Origin of the sequence: Rhodococcus sp. KBW08 (genome assembly GCF_003852455.1) — a bacterium.
In the GTDB taxonomy this organism is placed as follows: Bacteria; Actinomycetota; Actinomycetes; order Mycobacteriales; family Mycobacteriaceae; genus Rhodococcus_F; species Rhodococcus_F baikonurensis.
The window spans coordinates 63,720-79,407 of record NZ_QAJJ01000006.1 but is presented as its reverse complement, the minus strand read 5'-3'; the positions used below and the strand labels follow the sequence as shown (position 1 = coordinate 79,407).

At 63.1% G+C, this 15,688-nt stretch carries 14 protein-coding genes; 7 read left to right on the top strand and 7 right to left on the bottom strand.

What is annotated here, in order from left to right; all coding sequences use genetic code 11:
• Positions 1 to 5 precede the first annotated feature (5 nt).
• Positions 6 to 938 (bottom strand): type I pantothenate kinase, encoded by a 933-nt coding sequence (coaA, locus tag DBV08_RS08060; RefSeq protein ID WP_095972184.1) that lies wholly within the window; start codon positions 936 to 938, stop codon positions 6 to 8.
• A 172-nt stretch (positions 939 to 1,110) separates the two neighbouring features.
• Between coaA and DBV08_RS08055 the strand changes: the two genes are divergently transcribed.
• The 5 genes from DBV08_RS08055 (at position 1,111) to DBV08_RS08035 (ending at position 7,671) form a co-directional block, all read left to right on the top strand.
• On the top strand, positions 1,111 to 2,307 hold the full coding sequence (locus DBV08_RS08055; RefSeq protein WP_124567080.1) for a DUF885 domain-containing protein: 1,197 nt from the start codon (positions 1,111 to 1,113) through the stop codon (positions 2,305 to 2,307).
• Positions 2,308 to 2,383: 76 nt separating this feature from the next.
• On the top strand, positions 2,384 to 3,691 hold the full coding sequence (gene glyA / locus DBV08_RS08050; protein WP_003945195.1) for a serine hydroxymethyltransferase: 1,308 nt from the start codon (positions 2,384 to 2,386) through the stop codon (positions 3,689 to 3,691).
• A gap of 160 nt (positions 3,692 to 3,851) precedes the next feature.
• Positions 3,852 to 5,285, top strand: coding sequence for an amidase (locus tag DBV08_RS08045; RefSeq protein WP_124567079.1), 1,434 nt, complete (start codon positions 3,852 to 3,854; stop codon positions 5,283 to 5,285).
• Positions 5,286 to 5,311: 26 nt separating this feature from the next.
• Positions 5,312 to 6,028 carry a LuxR family transcriptional regulator gene (locus DBV08_RS08040; protein ID WP_124567078.1) on the top strand — a complete coding sequence of 239 codons (717 nt, stop codon included), beginning with the start codon at positions 5,312 to 5,314 and terminating at the stop codon, positions 6,026 to 6,028.
• Positions 6,029 to 6,303: 275 nt separating this feature from the next.
• A complete protein-coding gene (locus DBV08_RS08035; protein ID WP_003945274.1) occupies positions 6,304 to 7,671 on the top strand; it encodes a PhoH family protein in 1,368 nt (455 codons plus the stop codon).
• A gap of 61 nt (positions 7,672 to 7,732) precedes the next feature.
• On the opposite strand, the gene DBV08_RS08030 is transcribed toward DBV08_RS08035, so the two are convergent.
• The 5 genes from DBV08_RS08030 to DBV08_RS08010 all read right to left on the bottom strand — a co-directional run bounded on the left by DBV08_RS08030 (position 7,733) and on the right by DBV08_RS08010 (position 12,555).
• Positions 7,733 to 8,137: a carboxymuconolactone decarboxylase family protein gene (locus tag DBV08_RS08030; protein WP_124567077.1), complete on the bottom strand. Its 405-nt coding sequence runs from the start codon at positions 8,135 to 8,137 to the stop codon at positions 7,733 to 7,735.
• A 30-nt stretch (positions 8,138 to 8,167) separates the two neighbouring features.
• The gene (locus DBV08_RS08025; RefSeq protein ID WP_124567076.1) at positions 8,168 to 8,593 is read right to left on the bottom strand and encodes a limonene-1,2-epoxide hydrolase family protein; all 426 of its coding nucleotides are present in this window, start codon (positions 8,591 to 8,593) and stop codon (positions 8,168 to 8,170) included.
• Between the two features lie 17 nt (positions 8,594 to 8,610).
• Positions 8,611 to 10,224 carry a serine hydrolase gene (locus tag DBV08_RS08020; RefSeq protein WP_124567075.1) on the bottom strand — a complete coding sequence of 538 codons (1,614 nt, stop codon included), beginning with the start codon at positions 10,222 to 10,224 and terminating at the stop codon, positions 8,611 to 8,613.
• 96 nt (positions 10,225 to 10,320) lie between these two features.
• Entirely contained in the window at positions 10,321 to 11,892 is a 1,572-nt protein-coding gene (locus tag DBV08_RS08015; protein WP_095972192.1) for an MFS transporter, read from the bottom strand.
• A 96-nt stretch (positions 11,893 to 11,988) separates the two neighbouring features.
• Entirely contained in the window at positions 11,989 to 12,555 is a 567-nt protein-coding gene (locus DBV08_RS08010) for a TetR/AcrR family transcriptional regulator (protein WP_124567074.1), read from the bottom strand.
• A gap of 469 nt (positions 12,556 to 13,024) precedes the next feature.
• Here DBV08_RS08010 and DBV08_RS08005 point away from each other — a divergent pair, with 469 nt between their 5' ends.
• Together DBV08_RS08005 and DBV08_RS08000 are read left to right on the top strand one after the other, a co-directional pair.
• Positions 13,025 to 13,366: a nitroreductase family deazaflavin-dependent oxidoreductase gene (locus DBV08_RS08005; protein ID WP_260395371.1), complete on the top strand. Its 342-nt coding sequence runs from the start codon at positions 13,025 to 13,027 to the stop codon at positions 13,364 to 13,366.
• Between the two features lie 59 nt (positions 13,367 to 13,425).
• The gene (locus DBV08_RS08000) at positions 13,426 to 14,145 is read left to right on the top strand and encodes an NADPH-dependent F420 reductase (protein WP_095972194.1); all 720 of its coding nucleotides are present in this window, start codon (positions 13,426 to 13,428) and stop codon (positions 14,143 to 14,145) included.
• 50 nt (positions 14,146 to 14,195) lie between these two features.
• Here DBV08_RS08000 and DBV08_RS07995 read toward each other — a convergent pair whose 3' ends face one another.
• Positions 14,196 to 15,599: a class II fumarate hydratase gene (locus DBV08_RS07995; protein ID WP_124567073.1), complete on the bottom strand. Its 1,404-nt coding sequence runs from the start codon at positions 15,597 to 15,599 to the stop codon at positions 14,196 to 14,198.
• Between the last annotated feature and the right edge of the window lie 89 nt (positions 15,600 to 15,688).

Here is a 15,688-nt window from a genome sequence, read left to right as displayed (position 1 = left end):
CGGGCTCAGAGCTTGCGCAGTCGGAGCCGGTTGATCGTGTGATCGGCGTCCTTGCGCAGCACCAGGGTGGCGCGAGGGCGGGTAGGAAGAATGTTCTCCACCAGGTTCGGGTGGTTGATCGAGTTCCAGATCTCCTTCGCCGCGATGGTCGCGTCACGGTCGGAGAGCCCCGAGTAGTGGTGGAAGTGAGCGCTGGGATCGGCGAACGACGTATTGCGGAGCGCGAGGAATCGCTGGATGTACCAGGCTTCGATGTCCTCGATCCGGGCGTCGACGTAGATCGAGAAGTCGAAGAGGTCGGAGACCATCAGACGCGGACCCGTCTGCAGGACGTTGAGGCCTTCGATGATGAGGATGTCCGGCTGGCGGATGAGGTGGTACTGGCCCGGGATGATGTCGTACGAGGTGTGCGAATACACCGGCGCTGCTACTTCTTCGGCGCCGGACTTCACCTCGGTGACGAAGCGCAACAACTTGCGGCGATCGTAGCTCTCGGGAAAACCCTTGCGGTGCATGATGCCTCGCCGCTGGAGTTCCTTGGTCGGATAGAGGAATCCGTCCGTGGTGACGAGATCGACGCGCGGATGGTGATCCCAGCGAGCCAGGAGGGCTTGCAGCACACGAGCAGTCGTGGATTTACCGACGGCAACCGAACCGGCCACACCGATGACGAAGGGCACCTGACGATCCGGATGCTTCTCGCCGAGGAACGTCGCGGTGGCCGCGAACAGTCGTTGGCGTGCCGCCACCTGCAGGTGGATCAGACGCGCGAGGGGGAGATACACCTCGGCAACTTCTTCGAGATCGATCTGCTCGCCGAGACCACGCAGGCCGTACAACTCGTCCTCGGTCAACACCAATGGCGTCGACTTGCGCAGTGTCCGCCACTGCTTGCGGTCGAACTCGACGTAGGGACTCGATTCGTTGGTGCGCGCCATCAGCCCAGCTCACCGGCGCGTAGTGAACCCGGGGCCCGGCGGACGAAACAGCTATGCGAGCAAGCCAGGCGCGTGTGCGCACGATCCGAGTGCATAGTCGGATTGTGCTCGGTGCCACGTCCGGGACTTTCGCCGGGTGGCATTCCGGAGCGAGCGACTAGGCTCGGTAGTTATGGATCCAGACACACTTGTTCGCCAATACCTGCTGCTCGGACTGGGTTTCGACCGTCTCGAAGACGGGTTCGTCGACGCGTTCACCGGTGACCCGGCGCTGCGTAAGCAGGTCGAGAGTGCCCCGAAGCCCGATCCGCGTGAACTTGCCCGCACGGCACGTGAATTGCGCGGCGAACTGGCCGGAAGTGGTCTGAATGCCGAACGCGCCCATTTCATCGACGTTCACCTGCGTGCCCTGGAATGCTCCGGGCGCAAGTTCGCGGGTGAGGACATCGGCTTCGTGGACGAGGTGGAGGCGTATTTCGACGTACGAATCGACAAGGGAAGCGAGGATGCCTACAGCGACGCACACCGGTTGATGGGTGAAGTTCTGCCCGGTCCGGGACCGTTGGCCGAGCGGGTGCAGGCGCATCGCAAGGCCGACGAGATCCCCGCGGCGAGACTGAACGAGTGCGTCGAGGCGATGTCGAGCGCGCTGCGTGATCTGGTTCGCGGCACCTTCGGGCTCCCCGCGTCGGAAACCGTCGAATACGAAGTGGTGGGGGACAAGCCGTGGTCCGGCTTCAACTACTACCTCGGTGACTACCGCTCCAAGGTTGCGATCAATTCGGATCTGCCGCAGTTCATGGCCAACCTGCCGCGGCTGATCGCGCACGAGTCCTACCCCGGCCATCACACCGAGCATTGCCGCAAGGAAGCCGGCCTCGTCGGAACCGGCCAACTCGAGCAGACGCTGTTTCTGGTCAACACGCCGCAGTGCATCATGGCCGAAGGCCTCGCCGATCTGGCGCTCGAAGCGATAGTCGGCCCGGACTGGGGTTTGTGGGCGCAGGAAATCTACGCCGACCTCGGATTGTCTTTCGACGGGGAAAAGGCGCAACGGCTCTCCACCGCGTCGGGGCAGCTGCTGAGCGTTCGTCAGGACGCCGCTCTGATGTTGCACGACGAGGGGCGCAGTCTCGACGACGTTGCCCTCTTCCTGGAACGATGGTCGCTGTCGACGCCGGAACGCGCTCGCCAATCGCTCAAGTTCCTCTCGTCACCGCTGTGGCGCGCTTACACCAGCACATATGTCGAGGGATACCGGCTGCTCGGGGGCTGGCTGGACGAGGTGCCGGTGGGCGCAGAGCGCACCGAACGGTTCCGCAGGCTGCTCGACGAGCCGCTGGTCCCCAGCTCTCTGCGTGCTGCCTAGTGCCGGGTGGAGACGGCGGGAGCGAACTTCGTAGACTGGACGCATTCGTTTCCGCATCCAGCTTGGAGATTCCTCGATGACCGCTGTGCCCGGCTCCGACGTCAACTCTGCATCACTCGCCGAACTCGATCCCGAAGTCGCCGAGGCGATGGCTGGTGAATTGGCTCGTCAGCGCGACACGCTCGAGATGATCGCGTCGGAAAACTTCGTTCCCCGCTCGGTTCTGCAGGCTCAGGGCAGTGTCCTGACCAACAAGTACGCCGAGGGCTACCCGGGACGTCGTTACTACGGCGGTTGCGAGCACGTCGACGTCATCGAGGATCTTGCGCGCAACCGTGCGAAGGAACTCTTCGGTGCGGAGTTCGCCAACGTTCAGCCGCACTCGGGCGCACAGGCCAATGCTGCTGTCCTGATGGCTCTGATGAACCCGGGTGAGAAGCTGCTCGGCCTCGACCTCGCACACGGCGGTCACCTCACGCACGGCATGAAGCTCAACTTCTCCGGCAAGTTGTACGACGTCGCGTCCTACGGCGTCAGCAAGGAAGATCACCGCATCGACATGGACGAGGTGCGCTCGATCGCCCTCGCCGAGAAGCCGAAGGTCATCGTCGCCGGCTGGTCCGCGTACCCGCGTCAGCAGGACTTCGCGGCGTTCCGTGCGATCGCCGACGAGGTCGGGGCGTACCTGTGGGTCGACATGGCTCACTTCGCCGGACTGGTGGCAGCCGGCCTGCACCCGTCGCCCGTCCCGTACGCGGACGTCGTCTCCTCGACCGTCCACAAGACCCTCGGTGGACCGCGTTCCGGTCTGATCCTGGCGAAGAAGGAGTGGGCCAAGAAGCTCAACTCCGCTGTCTTCCCCGGTCAGCAGGGCGGTCCGCTCATGCATGCCATCGCGGCCAAGGCAGTCACCTTCAAGATCGCTGCCGGTGAAGAGTTCAAGGATCGTCAGGCACGCACCCTTTCCGGTGCGCGCATCCTGGCCGAGCGTCTGGGCAACAAGGACGTCGCAGATCAGGGCATCAGCGTTCTGACCGGCGGCACCGACGTTCACCTCGTTCTCGTGGACCTGCGTAACTCGCAGCTCGACGGCCAGCAGGGTGAGGACCTTCTGCACGAAATCGGCATCACGGTCAACCGCAACGCTGTTCCGTTCGATCCCCGCCCGCCGATGACCACCTCCGGTCTGCGCATCGGTACCGCTGCGTTGGCCACTCGCGGATTCGGCGATGCCGAGTTCACCGAGGTCGCCGACATCATCGGTACCGCTCTGGCCGGCAACGCGGATCTGCCGGCGCTGCGTGCGCGTGTGGCCAAGCTCGCTCTCGACCTTCCGCTCTACGACGGTCTCGAGAACTGGGGCCTGCTCAGCAAGAACGTCTAGGAATTTCTTCACCGACGGCCCGGTCCCTTTCGAGGGGCCGGGCCGTCGGTGTTCATGGATGGGCGGTTCACGGAGTTGTGTCATCGGTCACATGACCGATGGTGGCCGAGTTCGGCGCTTCCTAGCCTGAGAGCATCACCCCTCCGGCGAAGGAAACCCCATGACCGAACAGAATCTGCATTGGCTCTCCGCTACCGAGATGGCGGCGTCGGTTGCGTCGAACAGTCTCTCGCCCAACGAGATTGCCGAAGCGATGATCCATCGCGTCGACGCCGTCAATCCGTCGATCAACGCGATAGTGCAGTTCGATCGTGAGCAGGTCACCCGCGACGCGGCCGAACTCTCACGACAGCAGGAATCGGGCGAGAAACTCGGCCCGCTGCACGGCATTCCGTTCACGATCAAAGATCTGACGGCAGTGAACGGGTTGCCGACCACGTTCGGGATGAAGCCGATGGCCGACAACATCGCCACGGGAAATGCCGTCGTCGTGGACAGGCTGCGGGGCGCCGGCGGACTGTTCCTGGGAAAGACGAACACTCCCGAAAGCGGTTACTACGGTGGCACCGACAACCACCTGTACGGGCCGACGCACAACCCGTGGAAGCTCGGCAACAGCGCGGGTGGGTCCAGTGGCGGTGCGTCGGCTGCTGTGGCTGCAGGCCTCGGGCCACTTGCCGAGGGCAGTGACGGCGCCGGATCGGTGCGTATCCCGTCGGCGCTCTGCGGGGTCGTCGGGTTGAAGCCGACCACTGGCGTCATCCCGCAGACCATTCTGGCCGGGCGCTTCTACAACTGGGCGTACCACGGTCCGATCACCAGGACTGTCGCTGACAACGCGCTCATGCTCGACATCATGGCCGGGCCGGACAATGCGGATCCGCTCTCGATCGAGCGTGCCGAGACCTCGTATGTCGAAGCATCGAAGGGCGACGTGAAGGGGCTTCGCGTCGCGTGGTCGACGAATCTCGGTCTCGGCCACGTGGATCCGGAGGTACTGGCAGTGTGCCTCGACGCGTTGTCGGCATTCGAGGAATTGGGTGCCCAGATCACCGAGGCGACCCCGCAGTGGGGAAATCCGTCGGAGTCGATGTGGAACGGCATCTGGGTTCCCGGTTTCGCTTCGGAATACGACTTGCTCGACTGGGAGGACCAGCGCGGCGAGGTCGACGACAACCTGATCGAGATCATGCACGAGGCCGAGCGGCTCACCGGTGTCGACGTCGGGCGGGCCGACGCATTCCGCGGCGTCATGTGGGACACGTGGACCACCTTCATGAACGACTACGACGTGTTGGTCTCGCCGACCTTGGCTTCGGCCACGTTCCCGCTCAGTCAGTTCGCGCCGTCGTGGCTCGAAGGCGCGTCGCTGCGTGAGCAGTTGCTCGATTGGCTCTTCACCTACCCGTACAACATGCTCAACAATCCGGCGATCACCGTGCCCGCCGGATTTACCGCCGACGGTCGACCGGTGGGGCTGCAGATCGCCGCACGTCACCGCCAGGACGCACTGGTTCTACGGACTGCCGCGAACTTCGAAGCGGTGCGTCCGTGGGCGGACAAGAAGCCGGCCGATTCACTGGTGGTGGTCTAGCTCACACGATTGGCTAGATTGGTGTGATGACGTCTGTATTGCCTGATCGCGGCGCCGGACCTGACATGTTCGCGCCGCGATCGCCGGCGGCCGGGGCCTACGGCATTCTCGGCCTGTGTGCCGAAGAACTCCGCGCACGGGGACTGGCGTACTCGGCTGCGGCGGTCACGTACCGGGACCCGTCGAGCGGACGGCATCGTGCTCTGGCGAGTTCCGGATACGACGCCAGGGTGCTCGAGTTCCTGCTCGACGACTTCGTGGCCGATCGCAATCTCTTCGGCATCATTCGCGAGGCTTCGGGCGTGCCCGTGTTCTGGCAGGACGTGCCACGCTTCGAGCAGGTCGAGATGGTCACCGATGTTCTCCGGCCGTCCGGGTACGCCGAGGGGGCTTCGGTCGCTTTGGGGTTCTCCGGCCGTGAGGTGACCGGATTGCTGCACATGAGCTTCGCGGATTCCGGCGTCGTCGATCGCGTGCGCGAGGTGGTGGCGGCGTCCAGCGCGGCCTGCTCGAGCGTCGTGGGGGACCAGGTGGCGCTCGATCGCGTCCATCTCAGCCCGCGGGAGATCCAAGTACTGCAATTGGTGGCCAGGGGCGCGGGCAATGTCGAGATCGCCGAGAAGTTGTTCGTCAGCCGTCGCACCGTCGCCACCCACCTCGAGAACATCTTCGTCAAGACCGGAACCAATTCGCGGGTTCAGGCAGCGGTGCGCGCTGCCAAGTGGGGTCTGATCGAGTCCTGAGTGACGCTGAATCACACGAGTGGCATTTTGTTACCTGGCGTTCACCAGATGTGCGGCTCGTTCCGTGGCGCGAGTGTCCGATCCGCAGTACCGTCGGCAGTAACGAGTAACCAGAAGTTACTTGTGCGGGAGGTTCTGATCGTGACTGAAACACTCAGTACGAGAGGGCCGGCGCCCGGCCCTTGTATCAGCTGACACAGCGTCACCTGACACCAGAGCCGTCCGGCCCAGCGAGCTGAGTTTGCGCGGGTGCCGCGCAGACCTAGGAGCCCAACGTGACTGCATCACGCTCCGTCTCTGCCCACTCGGCCCGGGCTGATCTATCAGCCGGGAATCATTCGGGAGATGCACTTCGCACGTACGTCTTGGATACCTCGGTACTACTGTCCGATCCATGGGCTGTCACACGATTCGCCGAACACCACGTGGTTCTCCCACTGGTCGTGATCAGCGAACTCGAAGGCAAGCGACACCACCACGAACTGGGATGGTTCGCCCGAGAATCGCTCCGCATGCTCGACGATCTCCGGATCGAATACAGCCGACTCGACCGTCCGGTGCCGATCGGCACCGAGAACGGGACACTGCAGGTCGAACTCAATCACACCGACCCTGCAGTCCTGCCCGTCGGATTCCGCACGGACAGTAACGATTCGAGGATTCTGGCGTGCGCGTTGAATCTTGCGGCGGAGGGCAAGGACGTAGTCCTCGTCAGTAAGGACATTCCGCTTCGCGTGAAGGCAGGCGCGGTGGGACTGCCTGCCGACGAGTACCACGCTCACGACGTCGTGCCCTCCGGATGGACGGGCATGACCGAACTGGACGTCGCGTCGACGGACATCGACGAGCTGTTCAACGAGGGATTCCTGGACCTCGACGAAGCGCGAGATCTGCCGTGTCACACGGGTCTTCGCCTGTTGGGTGGTTCGTCGAGCGCTCTCGGTCGGGTGACTCCCGACAAGCGCATCCAGTTGGTGCGCGGCGAGCGCGAGGCGTTCGGGCTGCACGGGCGCTCCGCCGAGCAGCGCATTGCGCTCGATCTCCTGATGGACGAGAGTATCGGCATCATCTCGCTCGGAGGTAAGGCAGGCACCGGTAAATCGGCCTTGGCTCTGACGGCAGGCTTGGAAGCCGTTCTCGAGCGCCGTACTCAGCGCAAGGTTGTCGTCTTCCGTCCGCTGTATGCCGTTGGCGGACAAGAACTCGGCTACCTTCCCGGTAGTGAGAGCGAGAAGATGGGCCCGTGGGCTCAGGCCGTCTTCGACACTCTGGACGGGTTGGCCTCACCCGAGGTTCTGGAAGAGGTTCTCGCCCGCGGAATGCTGGAAGTGTTGCCGCTGACGCATATTCGCGGTCGGTCGCTGCACGATTCGTTCGTGATCGTCGACGAAGCGCAGTCACTCGAGCGAAATGTTCTGCTGACAGTGCTTTCTCGTCTGGGAACCGGCTCGCGGGTGGTGCTCACTCACGACGTCGCGCAGCGTGACAACCTGCGAGTGGGCAGGCACGACGGAGTTGCGGCCGTTATCGAAAAGCTGAAGGGGCACCCGCTTTTCGCGCACATCACGCTTACGCGCAGTGAGCGTTCACCGATCGCCGAGTTGGTGACCGACATGCTCGAGGAGTTCGGCCCCACTTCCTGAGAAGCGATCTCCCCGTGCGGACTTCGGTCTGCACGGGGAGATGTATGGGTTCGAAGTTGTTTCAGTTTTGCAGCGGTCCCAGTTCGATGTCGAGAACTTCCTGCACCACACGCATCGCCGCCAGCCCCGCCGGCGCGCCGCAGTACGCGCTCGCATGGATCACGGTTTCGACGATCTCGGTGCGCGTCAAGCCGTTTCGCAGTGCCCCGCGTACGTGGCCCTTCAGTTCGTTCTCGGCGCGCAGCGCGATCAGCATCCCCAGATTGATCAGACTGCGACTGCGCCGATCGAGTCCCGGGCGCGTCCACACCGATCCCCAGACGTTGGCCGTCACGAAGTTCTGCAGTTCTTCGCTGTCGGTGCCGCGGGTGCGCTCGAAAGCTGCGTCGACGAAATCGGCGCCCATGACTTCGGTTCGCACAGCCAAGCCGGCGTCGAAGGAGTCAGGCGTGGTGTTCTCGGACATGGGAGGTTCGCTCGCTTTCGGCAGGTGTTTTCAGGCCGGAGCAAGCCTACTTCGTGTCCCGTTCCCGACGACTGCACGGCCGACCGCGGTCACCACGCCCCACGCGACGTCTCTCAGACTGAAGTAGTCCCGCCAGACGGAGACCTTGCCGTCACGCAGTTCGAAGGTTCCGCACACCCAGAATTCGATGCGCAGCGGTCCGACGGTGAGGATGTCGGTGCGTTCGGTGAGCACCGTGGTCTCGTCGCCGACGATGTGGTGCATCTCCGCCTCGAATTTCAGTGAAGGCTTGGTGACCAGCCGTAGCGCTCGCACGACGGTCTTCTTGCCTCGCAGCGTTGGGAGCGAGACGTTCTGCCAGACGATGTCGTCTGTCATCAATTCGGCTGCGGCGTCCACGTCGAAATCGGTGAGGGCCGCGAACATTGCGTTCACCGTGGCTGTCGAACTACTCATGGGGTGTCCTTGGCTGATTATTCGGCCGGTGTTGCCCGGATGAAGGTACCGAGATGATCGTGATCGAAGTACTCCAAGGTTAGCGAGTTTCCGTCGAAGGTGGCCTTCGAGACCGTCCCGGCCGGTGCGTTCTCGCCGCTGAGCGGGAACGTGAAGGTGTTTCCCTCCCAGTGGGTCAGCGGGTACGTCACGGCCGCGGGACCCATGGTCAAGGTCAGCGCACCGTTCTGCTGCGTCACGAGTGCGGGACCCCAGTACGGGTTGCCGTAGTCGCCGGTCAATTGGTTTGTCGGTGGTGCAGGAGCGGGGGAGGCCGGCGGTGTCTTCCCGGCAAGTTCGCCCTCGGGATCGGCTTGTGAGGCAAACGACGCTTCGTAGAGCGGGCGCCACTCGCGGGTGATCTTTCCGAACTGCACCAGGTCGGCGAACTCGGCGGTCAAGGTCTCCGCGACGCCGGTGGGCGTGCCGTTGGTCAGAACGACGATGCCGACGTCAGCGGAGGGAATCGTCACGAAATTCGTCCCGGCTCCGACCAGGAAGGCGCCGGAATGGCTGGCGGTGACACGGCCCGCGGCGCTGTCGGAAACGTTGAACCCGTAGCCGTAGAAGCCGGAGCGTTCCCCGATTTCCTGCGCGTGGCGCGAGACGATCTCCGGGTTGACCGCGGGCACGAGCGCATCTGTCCGAACGATCTGCTGCCCCTGATACTGACCACCCGACAGCACCATGTCCAACCACTTGGCCATGTCGTTCGCCGAGGAGCTGACTCCACCGGCGGGGGATTGGGCGTCGGCGTCCCGAACCGGCCCTACCTCGTACTTTCCGTCTTCGAGAATGTGGCCCACTGTTCGATTTTCTCGGGCTTGGTAATCGGCGAACCGCGAAGACGTCGACGTCATACCGAGCGGACCGTAGATCGTGTTCTGCGACAGCGTTTCCCAATCGGTGCCCGCCGCAGCGGCAACGGCCTCCGCGCCGGCCGTGACGCCGAAGTTCGTGTACTCGTATGTGATTCGGAACGGATTGAGCGGAAGCTGGCGAAGTTTCTCGAGCACCTGGGCCCGGTTGTAGCCCAGGTCCTCCAGTCCGTCGCCGGCGTGGTCCGGTAATCCCGACCGATGCGTGTAGAGATCGGAGATCGTGAGGTGGTCGGTCACCCACGGATCGGCAAGCGCAAACCCCGGTAGTTTCGAGATCACGGGAGTGTCCCAGTCGACGGTCCCGATTCCGACTTCGTGGGCGACCACCGTGGCCCCTACCGATTTCGACACCGACGCCAGTTGGAACACGGTGTCGGCATCGACGGTGGCGCTCTTACCCAACTCGCGAACCCCGAATCCCTTTGCATACACAGTCTTACCTCCGTGCACCACGGCCACAGCCATGCCGGGAACACCGGAACGTGCCATGAGATCGTTCGCGAGGCCGTCGAGCTTCCCGACCGCGTCGTCGATTTGCCCGTCCGGGATCGGCACCCCGGCGTCGAGACCCGGGCTGGCGTCGCTGACGACCGGCCTGGGCGCTGAGGTGGTGTCTGAATCGGACGAGCATCCGGCGAGCAGGGCGACCGTCAGTACTACCGGAACCGCCGCTGCCGCCAGAAGCGAGCTGTTTCTACTGGTGATGGACACGAGATTCTCCCTAGCAGGGCTGTCGTCGGTACCACTCGGTCAATCCAGTATCGGGAATCGTGGGCTGATAGTGGGACAAATCGGGAAACCTTGTAACTACTTCGGGGTCTTGGTTGTCAGACTGCCGAGAATGGAGCCTTCCGTGACCGGCTTCCAGGGGAGCAACAACGCGACCAGCAGAGCGGTGATCAGTGCCGCGCCGACCGTGAAGTACGACGCGATGGCGAAGCCTTCCAGGCATGCGGTCTTCATCGTGTAGATCAGACTGTCTTTCTGCTGCTCGAAGAGCGGACTGATGTCGCGGGAGCGGATCTCGATGACGCTGAGCACCGACTCACGAGCGAAGCCCTTCTCCTGTGCCGACATCACGGCGTCGGGAATAGCGTCGACGATCGGAGCCACCTTGGACGTGTAGTACGAGGCGACGATCGAGCCGATGACGGCGACGCCCAGGGTCCCGCCCAGCTCACGCGTCGTGTCGTTGACTGCCGAACCTGCGCCGGCTTCGTCGAGGGGCACCGAGGACATGATGGAGTCGGTTGCCGGTCCCTGGACAATTGCGAGGCCAAGACCCATGAGCACCATCGAGATCACGACGGGTCCGAGGTAGGGCGTCTCGACGGTCGTCCGACCCGCCAGGAACATCCCGCCGCTGAGGACGAGGAGGCCGAACACCATCACTGCGGTCGTGCCGAGTTTCTGTGCCGCCAAGGTGGCGACTGGGGCGCCCACGGCAACAGCTGCAGCGAAAGGCAAAGAGTGGATGCCGAATTCGAGCGGCGAGTACTCCCGGACTCCCTGGAAGTACTGCGTGATCAGGAACAAGAATCCGAACATGCTGAAGTAACTCACCGCAATCGCCAAGGCGGGGAACGAAAAACGTCGGATCCGAAAGAGGTTCATGTTCAGGATCGGTGCATCGGTGCGCAGTTCCCAGAAGACGAATGCGCCCAACAGCACTGTCGCGGAGAGGTATCCCGTGATGCTGAACGTCGACACCCATCCACGATGTGGTGCGTCGATGATGGTCCACACCAGAATGACGATGCCGAGGAGCGACAAGATTGTTCCGACGAAATCGAATCGGCCGACGTGGAGCGCCTTCGATTCCGGAACAACCAGCAGCACACCGACGATGACCAACAACGCTGCCGGAACGTTCATCCAGAACACCGAGTGCCAGGAGAAGTGCTCGAGAAGCCAGCCGCCCGCCGTCGGGCCGATGGCAATCGCGAAGCCGGCCATTGCGGTCCAGGCCGCGATGGCGATGGCCCGTTCTCTGGCGTCGGTGAAGATGTTGGTGATCATGGCCAGAGTTGCCGGAAAGACTGCCGCGGCAAAGACACCCATGGCAGCGCGCGCCATGATCACCTGTTCGAGGTTGGAAGCCAAAGCGCCGACGAGCGACATCGCGCCGACGCCGATCAGACCGATGATCATCACTCGGCGGCGTCCGAAGCGGTCACCCAAGTGGCCGAAAGTGAGTAGGAACCCGGCGAAGGTCAACGTGTACGCGTCGACGATCCATTGCAGGTCGCTGACGCTGGCGAACAGGTCGACGCTCATCGTCGGCAGCGCGACGTTGACCACTGTGTTGTCCAGCACGACAAGGAGTTCGGCGAGGCAGATGAAGATCAGCGCAGCGAATCGACGGGACTTGGTCATCATGGGCGCCGAGGGCGCCGGTGCAAGTGTGTGAGACATGTTTGTACGCCATCTCTGCTCCTGCGCGAACGGCAGCAGCGGTTGGAAGTAGGTGGTCAGTCAGCTCGGGGCTGAGACCAGTGCCTTGAGGTGAGCGCCGATGCGATCGAGAGGCGCTGTGGTGTGCTGGGCTTTTGCCATCAGGGTTGCGCCTTCGATCGACGCGATCACGACGGTTGCCCACTGTGCTGCAGTCTCGGACGGCTGTCCCTGCTGCCAGAAGAACGATGTGAGAAGCGATTCCCACGAAGTGAAGGATTCGCCGGCTGCAATTAGCGCGGCCGGTGTCGACGAGCCCTCGACGGCCGCGGCCGCGACCGGACAGGAGGACGTGAAATTGCTCTCCACCAAGCTGTTTCGGAAAATCGTGACAACTGCGTCGATGATCTCCGGTGGGGAAGACTGAGCGATCATCGAACTGATGGCTGCGCTGATGCCCCGGCCGAAGTACGCGACGGCCTCACCGGCCAACTGTCCTTTGCCTTCGGGGAAGTAGTGGTAGACCGACCCGCGGGGCGCCCCGGACCGTTCGACGATCTCTGTGAGCGAGGTCGTGGCGATCCCGTGTTCGCGGAAGGCGTTGATGGCGCCGACCAGCATCAGAGTGCGGGAATCGGAGTCGGCCATCCCGTCATCGTATGCAATCACGGTGCGGTTCGATTCATCTGGTGCTGCTGATTCTTTTGGTGCTCCCCACTTGCGGCGCGCTGCGGCGATCGGACAACGCGTCTGCGGGCCGGTCATGGCGACGAGGCGTCTCGAGGTGCGTTCATCTCTGCCTCCCAGTATGTCGATCGGTATAGGAACGAATCTGAGACTAGATGTAACCGACAGACACAGTCAAGTGTTGTATGCAGGTGGTGGGTATGGATGGAGATTCTTGGTGGCAGAACTCCGCGATCAGTGGTTATATCGTGCGGTATAGAGCTGTTGCTGAGAGCACTGTTGCTGAGAGCACCAGTTCCGGAGGAGAGGAAACGGCATGCCGGTAACGACGTCAGTTGCACGAAAAAGAAGAATCGAAGTTGCAGTCGGGAGGTATTTCGCCAATCCACTGGTCACCGGATTGAATCGGATCGGTATGATGCCGTAGTTGATGACCGAGATCGAGACGGTCGGACGCAGAACCGGTCTGACCCGCCGAGTGCCCGTCGCGATCACCTACGACGGCGACGAGGCGTGGGTCATTGCGCAGCATGGCATCGACACAGGTTGGGGCGCCAATATCTCTGCGACGCCGAAGGTTCGGATCCGTCGCCGCGGCGAGTGGATCGACGGGCAGGCCGAGATCATGCCTGACGACGACGTCCCGGCGAGGGTGAAGACATTTGCGTCGGGGAAGATCAGATCGGCACTGACGGCCTCTGCCTTTCGCGGATTGCAGACCGATCCGGTCAGCGTTCGCATCAGACTCGCACTCGATACGTCAACCGATTGAATCAACGGGAGTTGAAATGGTCGGTACGGAATGACCCGGTGCGTCCTCGTCGTTGACGAATGCAGCGGTGGCGCGATCGCCACTGCACACGACGAAGGAGCAGGGTCATGCGCATCGGAATCATCGGAGCCGGTCAGATCGGTGGCACGCTCACACGTAGGCTCGCTGCGCTCGGTCACGACGTGCGCGTCTCGAACTCGCGGACACCGGACACGCTTGCAGAACTGGAAGCGGAGACGGGCGCGAAGGCAGTCCGCAGCACCGAGGCCGCCGAGGGTGCCGAGTTGGTCATCGTGAGCATTCCGCAGAAGAACGTGGTTGATCTGCCGGCGGGGATCCTCAGCGGTGCGGTCGCCGGTGCCCCGGTCATCGAGACCAACAATTACTACCCGCAACAGCGTGACGGTCTGATCTCCGCCATCGAGGACGGACAGACCGAAAGCGGATGGGTGCAGGAGCACCTGGGTGTGCCGGTATTCAAGGCGTTCAACGGAATCTGGTGGAAGCATCTCCTCGAGAAGGGGCTTCCCGAAGGTGCAGAGGGGCGCATTGCGCTACCCATCGCCGGCGACGACGACGCGAACAAGCAGGTCGTCTTCGATCTGATCAACCAGTTGGGCTTCGATCCCGTCGATGCGGGAACGATCGACGACTCCTGGCGTCAGCAGCCTGGAACTCCCGTGTACGGCAAGGACTTCGATCGCGAAGCGACACTGAAGGCATTGGCCGAGGCGAGCCCCGACCGCACCGACGAGTGGCGGGCAACCACCACGGCCTAGCGAAAAGGGTGGCGGTTTCCGACGTGGAAACCGCCACCCCTTTTGTTTGTTCAGTCCTTGACCTTCGCCATTGCCAGAACGTCGAGACGCTTGTCGAGTTCTTCCTCGCTCAGCTTGTCGGGCACGAGTCCGCGCTCGATGACGACCTGGCGGATCGTCTTCTTCTCCTTCAGTGCCTGCTTCGCCACAGCTGCGGCTTCCTCGTAACCGATCGCCGAGTTGAGGGGCGTCACGATCGACGGCGACGATTCGGCGAGCGTCTTGAGGTGCTCCTCGTGAGCGACCAGCCCGCTGACGCACTTGTCCGCGAACAGTCGAGAGACGTTGGCCAGCAAGGTGAACGACTCCAGCAGGTTGCGGGCCATGACCGGGATGTAGACGTTGAGTTCGAATGCTCCGGCAGCGCCGCCCCACGCGATCGCGGCGTCGTTACCGATCACCTGCGCCGCAACCTGAGTGGTTGCCTCCGGCAGGACGGGGTTGACCTTGCCCGGCATGATCGAGCTACCCGGCTGCAGATCGGGGAGTGCGATCTCGCCGAGCCCGGTCAGCGGACCCGATCCCATCCACCGAATGTCGTTGGCAATCTTCGTCAGTGAGACGGCGATGGTGCGCAGCGCGCCCGATGCCTCGACCAGTCCGTCACGCGCGGCCTGCGCTTCGAAGCTGTTCTTCGCTGGAGTCAGAGCGTCGACGCCTGTCGACTTGACCAGCTCGGCAACAACTTTGGGGCCGAATCCATCCGGAGCATTGAGGCCGGTGCCGACTGCGGTTCCGCCGATAGGAAGCTCGCCCAGGCGGGGGAGTGTTGCGTTGACGCGCTCGATGCCGGCCTCGATCTGACGTGCGTAACCGCCGAACTCCTGACCGAGCGTGACCGGCACAGCGTCCATCAGGTGCGTGCGTCCGGATTTGACGACGGTCTTCCACTCGGACGCCTTCGTGGCGAGTGCCGCATGCAGATGTTCCAGTGCCGGAACAAGATCGGTGACTGCTGCCTCGGTAGCTGCGACGTGCGTGGCGGTGGGGAAGGTGTCGTTGGAGGACTGCGACATGTTGACGTGGTCATTGGGATGTACGTCCACGCCGGCGGCCTTCGCGATGGACGCGATGACCTCGTTGGCGTTCATGTTCGAGCTGGTTCCCGAGCCGGTCTGGAAGACGTCGATCGGGAACTGATCGTCGTGCTTGCCTTCGGCGATCTCGTTCGCGGCGGCGATGATTGCGTCGGCCTTGTCCGCGTCGAGCAGTCCGAGGTCCTTGTTGACCTGCGCGCACGCTGCTTTCAGCAAGCCCATTGCGCGGATCTGGGTGCGCTCGAGCGGGCGCCCGCTGATCGGGAAGTTCTCGACTGCACGCTGGGTCTGTGCTCGCCACAGTGCGTCGATGGGCACCCGAACTTCGCCCATGGTGTCGTGTTCGATTCGGAACTCTTGATCGTTGCTCTCCGTCATGGCTCCACATTGCCACTTTTGGAGGGCGGGTAGGGGACTACGTCCCCCGTGAGCGGTTAAGGAGTGCAGGGACTCCCTAACCGCTCACG

What these genes read in the sequence shown, in the direction of transcription:
- DBV08_RS08005 (WP_260395371.1), top strand. Translation starts at nt 13,025, where the DNA reads ATGACCGAGATCGAGACGGTCGGACGCAGAACCGGTCTGACCCGCCGA.
- DBV08_RS08010 (WP_124567074.1), bottom strand. Translation starts at nt 12,555, where the DNA reads ATGGCCGACTCCGATTCCCGCACTCTGATGCTGGTCGGCGCCATCAAC.
- DBV08_RS08025 (WP_124567076.1), bottom strand. Translation starts at nt 8,593, where the DNA reads ATGAGTAGTTCGACAGCCACGGTGAACGCAATGTTCGCGGCCCTCACC.
- DBV08_RS08030 (WP_124567077.1), bottom strand. Translation starts at nt 8,137, where the DNA reads ATGTCCGAGAACACCACGCCTGACTCCTTCGACGCCGGCTTGGCTGTG.
- DBV08_RS08045 (WP_124567079.1), top strand. Translation starts at nt 3,852, where the DNA reads ATGACCGAACAGAATCTGCATTGGCTCTCCGCTACCGAGATGGCGGCG.
- coaA (WP_095972184.1), bottom strand. Translation starts at nt 938, where the DNA reads ATGGCGCGCACCAACGAATCGAGTCCCTACGTCGAGTTCGACCGCAAG.
- DBV08_RS07995 (WP_124567073.1), bottom strand. Translation starts at nt 15,599, where the DNA reads ATGACGGAGAGCAACGATCAAGAGTTCCGAATCGAACACGACACCATG.
- DBV08_RS08055 (WP_124567080.1), top strand. Translation starts at nt 1,111, where the DNA reads ATGGATCCAGACACACTTGTTCGCCAATACCTGCTGCTCGGACTGGGT.
- DBV08_RS08015 (WP_095972192.1), bottom strand. Translation starts at nt 11,892, where the DNA reads ATGATGACCAAGTCCCGTCGATTCGCTGCGCTGATCTTCATCTGCCTC.
- DBV08_RS08000 (WP_095972194.1), top strand. Translation starts at nt 13,426, where the DNA reads ATGCAGCGGTGGCGCGATCGCCACTGCACACGACGAAGGAGCAGGGTC.
- DBV08_RS08040 (WP_124567078.1), top strand. Translation starts at nt 5,312, where the DNA reads ATGACGTCTGTATTGCCTGATCGCGGCGCCGGACCTGACATGTTCGCG.
- glyA (WP_003945195.1), top strand. Translation starts at nt 2,384, where the DNA reads ATGACCGCTGTGCCCGGCTCCGACGTCAACTCTGCATCACTCGCCGAA.